The sequence below is a fragment of the Maribellus sp. YY47 genome (genome assembly GCF_023111095.1).
In the GTDB taxonomy this organism is placed as follows: domain Bacteria; phylum Bacteroidota; class Bacteroidia; order Bacteroidales; family Prolixibacteraceae; genus Draconibacterium.
Genome location: NZ_JALGYW010000033.1, coordinates 32442 through 41549, shown reverse-complemented (window position 1 = coordinate 41549; position 9108 = coordinate 32442). Strand labels below are relative to the sequence as shown.

Here is a 9108-nt window from a genome sequence, read left to right as displayed (position 1 = left end):
GAACGAAAGATTTTAGGTGGCTACAGCGGCGGGGCACCACCTCTTCCCATTCCGAACAGAGAAGTTAAGCCCGCCAGCGCCGATGGTACTGCGTAACAGTGGGAGAGTAGGTCGCTGCCAACTTTATCAGGCCCTGGTTCCGAAAGGAGTCAGGGCCTTTTTTATGCAATAAACCCAGGCCGAAGCAAAAGAGAACCCACCCAAAACTCAAAAGCCCGGGTTAATAATTGTAAAAAGTGCCTGCCCAATGCCACGGGCTTCAATGCTTTTTTTAGTTTTGTGCTGTTAACGCAAAGTTATATGCAAAGGATACTTACTGTTTTATTTATTATATCTGGTTTTCTGTTTACTGCATTAAACGCGTATCCGCAACGCGATTTAGATTTGCAATCCAACAGAGGAGAAGTAGAGGCAAATGCGGGAAAGCCGGATACAATTAAACCTGAAATAGGTTTATGGTATTTGAGTGGCTATGGTGCGTTTATCGATTCTACCCAATTAGATACGTTGCAGGATTATATCCATATTTTTCATCCGGTTTACAAAAACAATGTTATTACGGCTTCTTATGTGGGTAATTACGGAACTCCGGCATTGGACAATAACTTCTTTAACCGCAAGTACAACACAAATTTCTTTTTTGCACGAACACGCGATGCTTATATTTTATCGCCAGCGAAATTGAAATACATCAACACCCATACGCCTTATACGCGCTTGGATTATACCCAGAGCGAGAACAAATCAAAAAATAACGAGACAAGGTTTAATGTAATTCATTCACAAAACATAAAACCTTGGTGGAATTTTACATTTAGAGTTGATTTAGCCAAGTCTGACGGACAATACATTGCTCAGGAGGCAAAAAATAATTCCGTTACGCTATATACGAGCTACACAAAAGATAATTTATTCATACATGGCGGTTTTATAACAAATTCGCTGAATAATAACGAGAACGGAGGCTTAATATCGGATTCGTTGCTTTTGGATGAACAAGGCGCTGAATACTGGAATGTCAATCTTAATTCAACACAGTCGCATTTTGCCAGTAGTTATTTCTTTGCAGACGGAGAATATCGTTTTGGAAAGTTTATTGAAACAGGAGAAGACGGTGAGGAACAATTCCGCCCGATATTTGGAATGCTGTATAATGTTGAATTGAATTTTAACCGGCAGGATTTTACTGACAAGGAGGATGATAAAAATAAATTTTTCCCGACTACCTATTATCCCGAGAGTTATACAACAGATTCGATTCGATATAACCGCGTTTCCAATATCTTTCAATTAAAACAATACGAGAATACCAACAAAAAATACAGTTTTGGGAAACGGGCGTTTTTAGGCGTTGAATTAAACCGGGGATCGATGCCTGGAGAATACGATTATGTAAGTAAAAGCTCGCAGTTCCCGTATCCGGAACATCTGTTGGGAGTTCAGGTTGCCGATAGTATGGTGTACAAAACCGATATAAAATATTCAAATACATTTGTTGGCGGAGGAATTTTTAGAGAGACCGGGAAATTCTGGAAGTGGAATGCTGAAGGGAAAATTTATCTGACCGGACGAAATGCAGGGCAAACTGAATTGAGAGGTATTATTTATAAACCTATGCATTTTCTGGGAGATTCTCTTGCTTCCATTAGTTTTTCAGGAGCTATAGAAAATCTGAAACCCGATTATTTTCAGGAAAAATTTTATTCCAATCATTTCCGCTGGGATCAGAACCTGAAAACGGAGCAACGCCTAACTGCAGGAGGTACATTTAAAATGCCCCGCAGAAAACTGGAACTCGGAGCAAAATATGCGGTAATCAATAATTACATTTTCAACGATACACTGGGTATCCCGGATCAAACGAGTAACGAAATATTGGTTTTATCGGCTTACGTCGATAAAGATTTCAACTTTCGGAAACTGCATTTTCGCACACGCGTGCTCTGGCAAAAAGTGTCGGAAGAAAGATATATTCACTTACCCGATTGGTCAGCCTTTATTTCGGCCTATTATCAATTTACGATTTCCAAGGTTATGTTTACGCAAATCGGAACAGATGTGCGTTACAATACCAAATATTATGCAGATGCTTATGCTCCGTCAACCGGATTGTTTTACCTGCAGAATGAGAAACAATACGGAGACTATCCTTATATCGATGTGTATGCAAGTCTTCGCTTAAAACGCACACGCGTATTTTTTAAATGGATGAACATTGGAACGCGGTTTCTGGATGGCGAGTACATGACTGTGCCGCATTACCCGATGAATCAATCTACGTTCAGGTTGGGCGTTTCGTGGGCATTTTACGACTAAAGCTCTTTTTTGTGCGTGATGGTTTCCAGTACATCCGAAAATTCAGAAAGAATCATAGCAGTGGCTCCCCAAATAACTTCATTTTTAAAGATGACACAGGGGACATCTATGTCTCCGGTTGAAGTTGCAAGCTCGAGGTGTTGAAAAGGAGGTTTGAAAAGCTCAATTGGAAAGTGAATGATCTTTTCCACTTCTTCGTTACAGAGCCTGCATGAAGGGATCTCGTGCAGCCAGCCAACAATCGGCTTTATCTGAAAACGACTTACTTCAACGTAGAACTCTGATAATTCTCCCAAAATTTCAATGGCTTCCTTTTTTACCCCTATCTCTTCCCAGGTTTCGCGCAGAGCCGTTTCTACAGCTGTTTCGCCTTCTTCTATTCTACCTCCCGGGAGTGCAATTTGTCCGGCATGGTGTTTCATGTGCCGGGGGCGTTTAATCAGCAAAACGTTCAACCGTTTTTCCTCCTCAAAAAGTAACAATAAAACACTGCTGTACTTTATCCTGCTTTTATCCTCCGGAGCAGCCTTTAGCGTACGGTTGGCCGGAAGCAACTTGTAATGCGACCCCAGTCCCGGAAGTTTATGGTGCAGTGCAGCTTTTATATGGTCTTTAAGGACGATCATGGAGCAAAAATAATCAAATCAGCTTTACTTCGGAATTCAATAAACGCAGGTGTAGAATTTCTATTGCCCAATATTTATGTGAAAGGTTGGGGAGTGATTGTAAGTATACCGAGGCTTAATCGAAACGAATGGTTTTGTCGGGCGAAATACGGCTGATCAGCCAACTCGGAATAATCAGGATAAGCGAGGTAACGGTAATGGTTCCCAAATTCAGGAGCAATAGGTGAAGAACCGAAAAATTCATCGGAACATAATCGACATAATAGGCCGTGGGATCTAGTTTTATGAGGTGGAAAAACCCCTGTGCCAGAACAATGGTTATTCCAATCGCATTTCCCCACAACATGCCACGTCCGGTCAGAAAAACGGAAAGGTAAATAAATACTTTGCGGATGCTCCAGTTGGCGCTTCCCATCGCTTTTAATACCCCAATCATCGAAGCCCGTTCCAGGATGAGCACCAACAATCCGGAAACCATATTAAACGAAGCAACAATTACCATCAGCAACAATATGATCCAGACGTTCATATCGAGAACCGACAGCCAGTCGAAGATTTGCGGATACAGCCGGGTAATGCTCTCGGTGCGCATTATGTCGGCCTCAGCATCGCGAAACTGAATTACACTGTTGCGGATTTCCTGTTCGATGTTATCGATTTGATTGAAATTGTTGATTGCCACTTCAAATCCACTGATCTGGTCGTTTCGCCAATCGTTTAGGCGTTGTACCTGTTTCAGGTCTCCTAAAATGAAAATCTTGTCGAATTCTTCAAAACCACTGCGGTAAATGCCACAAACCGTGAGTTGCAACAAACGGGGCAACGGGTCTTTTTCGTTGATAAAATAAACGACAACCTGGTCGTTCAGCTTAATGTTCAGTAGATTCGACAGGTATTCTGAAAGGATGATTTCGCGTACCCGGTTGCTGTCGTTAAGGGCGGGAACGTGTCCGGTTACCAGGTTTTTTGCAAAAAAGTCCCAGTTGTAGTCCTTGGTTACTCCTTTAAATATGATTCCCTGGTGGTATTCATTCGTTTTCATCATACCTGGCTTAGTGGCAAAAGGCTGAATGTATTTCACTCCCGGAATCGAACGAACCGCTTCAAGAAAGGGTTGATCGCTAGAAACCGGACGGGTTTCGTACGAACTGTTGGAATCGTAATTAATGATCTGAATGCTGGAGCCAAAGCCAATTACGCGGTCACGGATTTCTTTTTTGAATCCGGTAACAACTGCCACCGAAACGATCATAACCGCAAGACCCAATGCAATACCGATTAGCGCAATTCGAATAATGCGTTGCGAAAGCAGCTTCCGGGTTGCTTTGTCAGAAAACAGTCGTTTGGCAATAAAAAGCTCGGTATTCATGAAGCTGAATTTACACTTTTATGGGCACAAAATACCTTTTCAGGTACGTACATTATGTAATTCCACCACATCGTTTCTCCGGTTGATAAACGGAAGGATCAGCAGCGAAATAATACCAATTAAAATGATCATAACCGTCATGGAAGTGTGGGCGACAAACGCAAAAATAATTCCGTTTTCATTGGCAACGCCATATAAGGAAAGGGCTTCTTTGGCCATAAAATGCCAGGCGCCAATACCTCCCTGCACCGGTGCAACCATTCCGAAACTTGCCAGAACAAAGGTGGTAAGCCCGGCGATCGGGTTCAGATCAGATGTAAACTCAAAGGCAAAAAAGATAACATAAAGCATCAGGTAATACATCCCCCAGATAAACGCTGAATGAAAAAAGAACCAGCCTTTATTCTCCATATTACGTATGGAAATAAAGCCTTCCTTAAAGTTGCTGACAATTTCCATGATTTTACGGAAGATAACGGTATGTTTAAATGCTTTGCGGAATACAATAAACAGGATAACCACCACGACTACAACAATGATCAGCACTGGAGAGCCGATGACAGCCATGAGTTTCCCTTTTATTTCGGGATTGGCGTCGATAAAATTAAGCATTTTGCCAAACTGCGAAACAATCACAATTCCGAGTAAAATCAACAGCGATAATACATCAATGAGACGCTCAGCAACCACTGTCCCGATTAGTTTGGTAAAAGAAATTTTTTCGTAACGAGCCAATACGCCGCAACGCGATACTTCACCCATTCGAGGAAACGCCATGTTCATCAGGTAACCCACCATAACGGCCAGAAATGTATTGATAAACCGAGGTTTATGTCCTACCGGTTCGATCATCATCCCCCAGCGAAGCGTTCGGCTGATGTGACTTAGCAATCCTAAAAAAAGCGATAACCAAACCCAGCCATATTTAACGTCGTTTTTTAGTACCGATTTAATATGTTCAATATCCTGATCTTTATAGATGAGCCAGAATATAAAGGCTCCCACTGTGAAGAAGGCCAGAAACTGGAGAATCTTAACAATTGTCTTTTTCAAAATTCAGATTTTTTAAGCTTTCTGTTTGCAATACCCCGTACTCCTTAAAATTTTACTACTTTTGGCTTGCAAATTTACCGCCTGGTATAAGCTGTTTGCAGCAAGCAAAAATAGAAATTTGTTTGAGAATCGAAGTAAAAAAGAACAAGAAGTAACGAATAGAAATGGACGACCCGGAGAGTAATGAGTTTAGTAAAACCCAAAAAAGTACTTGGTCAGCACTTTTTGACGGACCAGAATATTGCCCGTAAAATTGTTGACAGCCTGGGGAGTGAAGTTCCGGATATTCTGGAAATCGGCCCCGGAATGGGCGTTTTAACTCAATACTTGTTGCAACGTTCGGAACTGAATGTTCATGTTATCGAAATCGACCGTGAATCGGTTGAATATCTTCAACAACATTTTCCAACGCTTCAGCACATCTGGTCTGAAGATTTCCTGAAAGCCGATATTGCCGCCAGGTTTAGCGGAAAATTTAACGTGATTGGTAACTTTCCGTACAACATTTCTTCTCAGATATTTTTTCGCGTGCTGGCCCTTCGGAACCGGATACCGGAAACCGTAGGAATGGTGCAAAAGGAAGTTGCAGAACGTATTGCCGCTTCGCATGGCTCGAAAGTCTACGGAATTTTGAGCGTTTTGCTACAGGCTTTTTTCGATATCGAATACCTGTTTACCGTTTCTGAAGGCGTATTTAATCCGCCGCCAAAAGTCAAGTCAGCTGTTATTCGGTTGAAACGTAACAACGTGGAGGCGCTTCCCTGCGATGAAGATTTTTTTGTGCAAGTGGTAAAAGCTGCTTTTAATCAGCGTCGTAAAATGCTACGAAATTCATTAAAAGATTTTTGTGACAGTTTGCCCGCTGAATTTGCCGAAAAACGCCCGGAACAATTAAGTGTAGGCGATTTTATTTCGCTTACCTGCCAGATTGAGAACCTGAAAAAGAATAAGGCATGAGCTTCGAAATTACCAGAGAATTTGTAGATCAGCTAAAGGCTTTTATCGAAGAGGAGAATCAGAAAGAAGTAGCCGCATTGCTGGAAGATCTTCACCCGGCTGATATTGCCGAGATGATGGACGACCTGACGATGGAGGAGGCCAAGTTTATTTATCTTTTGCTTGATGGAGTAAGAGCCTCTGACGTTCTGGTAGAGATGGACGAAGCCGATCGAAAGCGCCTGTTGAGGGAGTTGCCTTCTGATATTATTGTAAGTAAGTTCATCGACTTCATGGATTCGGATGATGCTGCCGACGTGGTGGCTGATCTGGATGAAGAACAACAGCGCGAGGTTCTAAACGAAATTGAAGACATTGAACAAGCCGGCGATATTGTTGATCTGCTTGAATACGACGAAGACTCTGCCGGTGGGATCATGGCCAAGGAGCTGGTGAAGGTGAACGAAAACTGGAACGTTGCCACCTGTTTAAAGGAAATTAGTGTACAAGCCGAAGAGGTTGACGAGATATTTTACATTTATGTGACCGACGACGATGATAAACTGAAAGGTGTATTGTCGTTGAAAAAACTTATCCTAAATCATACGAACGCCAAAATAGCCAATCTGTACGATCCTGATGTGAAGAAAGTAAATACCGATGCACGACAGGAAGAGGTAGCCGAAATTATGGATAAGTACGACCTGGTTGCCATCCCGGTGGTGGACGACATTGGACGTTTAAAAGGTCGAATTACCTGGGACGACGTGATCGACATTGTACGTGAAGAAGCCGAACGCGACTACCAGATGGTTTCGGGTATTACCGGCGACGTGGAGTCGAGCGACAAGGTGTGGCCGTTGATTCGCGCCCGTTTCCCCTGGCTGCTGGTTGGTTTACTCGGAGGAATTGTTAGTGCCACGATTTTGCGAACCCATGGCAATTCAATTTCAAAGGTAACACAGCTGGCCTTTTTTATTCCTCTAATTGCTGCAATGGCCGGTAATGTAGGGGTTCAGTCGTCTTCCATTATTGTAAAAACGATAGCGAGTGGGGTAAAAGACCTGGAAACGCCTGTGCGTAAATTGCTAAAAGATACCTCGGTGGCTTTTCTTACGGCAACAGCTTTTTCGGTGCTGATTTTCATCTATAATTTCTTTACCGCCGGAGATATCAACTTAACTTATGCAGTCTCCATTTCTTTGTTTATCGTGATTTTATTTGCCTCCTTATTTGGAACCGTCATTCCTTTAATATTGCATCGTTTCAAGATCGACCCTGCACTTGCAACCGGGCCGTTTATTACTACCATGAACGATATTCTCGGATTGTTTATTTATTTGGGAGTTGCCGGTTTATTTTTTGACCTTCATTAAAGCGAATTAATTGCGATCACCGGGTCGAGTCTCGCGGCAGAACGCGCCGGCATAAATCCAGCCAGAAATCCGATCACACTCGAAATGATTAATCCTTTAATGATGTTGACCATCGTAAGCGTTATTTCAAATTCGGTGGAATAGGAGATAATGAGTGTTCCGATGTAAATCAGCAATAACCCGACAAGTCCTCCGATTACCGATAATACAATTGCTTCAAAAATGAATTCAAGCAAAATAAAATAACGTTTGGCTCCCAACGATTTTTGAATTCCGATGATTTTAGTGCGTTCTTTGACCGACACAAACATGATATTGGCAATTCCGAATCCTCCGACAAGAATCGAGAAGCCACCAATGATGGCCCCCGCCAGGTTAAATACTTTGAAAAACTGATCGAACCTTGACGAAATCAGGCTGACCTCGTTTAAGGCAAAATCGTTGTCTTCCACAGGTTTTAAGCGGCGAAGTGTTCGCATAATGCCTTCGATTTCGGCTTTAAAGCGTTCGTTGTCGACATTCGGTTTCGCTTTAATACAAATCGTCTGTCCTACATCCCGGTTTCGGATATCCACCATACTCATCGACTTCATGACCGAAATGTGAACGTTTTTGTCCATCGTATTTCCAAAGGCATCCTGTCCTTTTCTGCGGTATACTCCGATAATCCTGAATTTGTGCCCCTGAATTTTTATATCCCGGCCAAGCGCATTCATCCCGGCGAATAATTCCTTTTCAATGTCGGCGCCAATAACGGTAACCGGGGCTCCGTTTCGCATTTCCGATTCGGTAAAATAGCGGCCTTTTTCCACATCCAGACTCCATACATCGTACATGGCGTGGGTGGTCGCCATAATGGTAACATTGTCCATGTTGTCGCTTCCGGCTTGTACAGTGCGCGAAAAGCCAAATAAAAAAGCCGCATTTTCGATAGTGTTGGCTCGGCGTATAATTTCTTCGGTTTCCTCAAGTTCAGGAGACGGGCGGTTCATGTACCTCCACCACGGGTATTCCGTTTCGCCTTCGGGAGGTGTCCAGGGCCATTTCGCTACGTAAATCATATTGCTGCCTAATCCTTCGAGCGATTCCCGGATGCCTCGCTCCAATGAATCGATGACGGTAAAAACAGAAATAATCGCAAAAATACCAATGGTGATGCCTAGTAACGATAAAAACGTACGCAGCTTGTTTGCCCGTAACGAATTAAAAGCAAACGATAAACTCTCATATATAAGGCGAATCAAAAGCATCAATCTGGTTTATGCAGGATAAAAATAGCACATGTTTTTCAGAAAACAGGTGAATCCTTTCATCCTTTCACTTGTAATATTAGTGTCGAAATAAATAAATGATTACACTTTACGTTCTAAATAAGAATTACGCATAATAATATTTTTAAAGTACTGTTATAATAGTAAATGAACGGTTTTTT

Annotated in this window: 7 protein-coding genes and 1 rRNA gene; 4 read left to right on the top strand and 4 right to left on the bottom strand. The window is 42.4% G+C overall.

What is annotated here, in order from left to right; translation table 11 throughout:
- Positions 1-12: 12 nt before the first annotated feature.
- Together rrf and MR764_RS19325 are read left to right on the top strand one after the other, a co-directional pair.
- Positions 13-123, top strand: a 5S ribosomal RNA gene (gene rrf / locus MR764_RS19330).
- A gap of 177 nt (positions 124-300) precedes the next feature.
- Complete coding sequence (locus tag MR764_RS19325) at positions 301-2316, top strand: putative porin (RefSeq protein WP_247981102.1); 2016 nt, start codon at positions 301-303, stop codon at positions 2314-2316.
- Here MR764_RS19325 and MR764_RS19320 read toward each other — a convergent pair.
- The 3 genes from MR764_RS19320 to MR764_RS19310 all read right to left on the bottom strand — a co-directional run bounded on the left by MR764_RS19320 (position 2313) and on the right by MR764_RS19310 (position 5364).
- Positions 2313-2942, bottom strand: coding sequence for a CoA pyrophosphatase (locus MR764_RS19320; RefSeq protein WP_247981101.1), 630 nt, complete (start codon positions 2940-2942; stop codon positions 2313-2315). The genes MR764_RS19325 and MR764_RS19320 overlap by 4 nt on opposite strands.
- A 115-nt stretch (positions 2943-3057) precedes the next feature.
- Positions 3058-4311, bottom strand: coding sequence for an FtsX-like permease family protein (locus tag MR764_RS19315; protein WP_247981100.1), 1254 nt, complete (start codon positions 4309-4311; stop codon positions 3058-3060).
- Positions 4312-4350: 39 nt separating this feature from the next.
- On the bottom strand, positions 4351-5364 hold the full coding sequence (locus MR764_RS19310; RefSeq protein ID WP_247981099.1) for a lysylphosphatidylglycerol synthase transmembrane domain-containing protein: 1014 nt from the start codon (positions 5362-5364) through the stop codon (positions 4351-4353).
- A gap of 183 nt (positions 5365-5547) precedes the next feature.
- Between MR764_RS19310 and rsmA the strand changes: the two genes are divergently transcribed.
- Positions 5548-6321, top strand: a complete 774-nt coding sequence (gene rsmA, locus MR764_RS19305; protein WP_247981098.1) for a 16S rRNA (adenine(1518)-N(6)/adenine(1519)-N(6))-dimethyltransferase RsmA — start codon at positions 5548-5550, stop codon at positions 6319-6321.
- Positions 6318-7676 (top strand): magnesium transporter, encoded by a 1359-nt coding sequence (gene mgtE, locus MR764_RS19300; RefSeq protein ID WP_247981097.1) that lies wholly within the window; start codon positions 6318-6320, stop codon positions 7674-7676. Before rsmA ends, mgtE begins: the two co-directional genes overlap by 4 nt.
- On the opposite strand, the gene MR764_RS19295 is transcribed toward mgtE, so the two are convergent.
- Positions 7673-8926: an ABC transporter permease gene (locus MR764_RS19295; protein ID WP_247981096.1), complete on the bottom strand. Its 1254-nt coding sequence runs from the start codon at positions 8924-8926 to the stop codon at positions 7673-7675. The two genes, mgtE and MR764_RS19295, sit on opposite strands and share 4 nt — an antisense overlap.
- Positions 8927-9108 lie beyond the last annotated feature (182 nt).

Coding starts and splice junctions, on each gene's coding strand:
- MR764_RS19315 (WP_247981100.1), bottom strand. CDS start 4,311: ATGAATACCGAGCTTTTTATTGCCAAACGACTGTTTTCTGACAAAGCA.
- mgtE (WP_247981097.1), top strand. CDS start 6,318: ATGAGCTTCGAAATTACCAGAGAATTTGTAGATCAGCTAAAGGCTTTT.
- rsmA (WP_247981098.1), top strand. CDS start 5,548: ATGAGTTTAGTAAAACCCAAAAAAGTACTTGGTCAGCACTTTTTGACG.
- MR764_RS19295 (WP_247981096.1), bottom strand. CDS start 8,926: ATGCTTTTGATTCGCCTTATATATGAGAGTTTATCGTTTGCTTTTAAT.
- MR764_RS19320 (WP_247981101.1), bottom strand. CDS start 2,942: ATGATCGTCCTTAAAGACCATATAAAAGCTGCACTGCACCATAAACTT.
- MR764_RS19325 (WP_247981102.1), top strand. CDS start 301: ATGCAAAGGATACTTACTGTTTTATTTATTATATCTGGTTTTCTGTTT.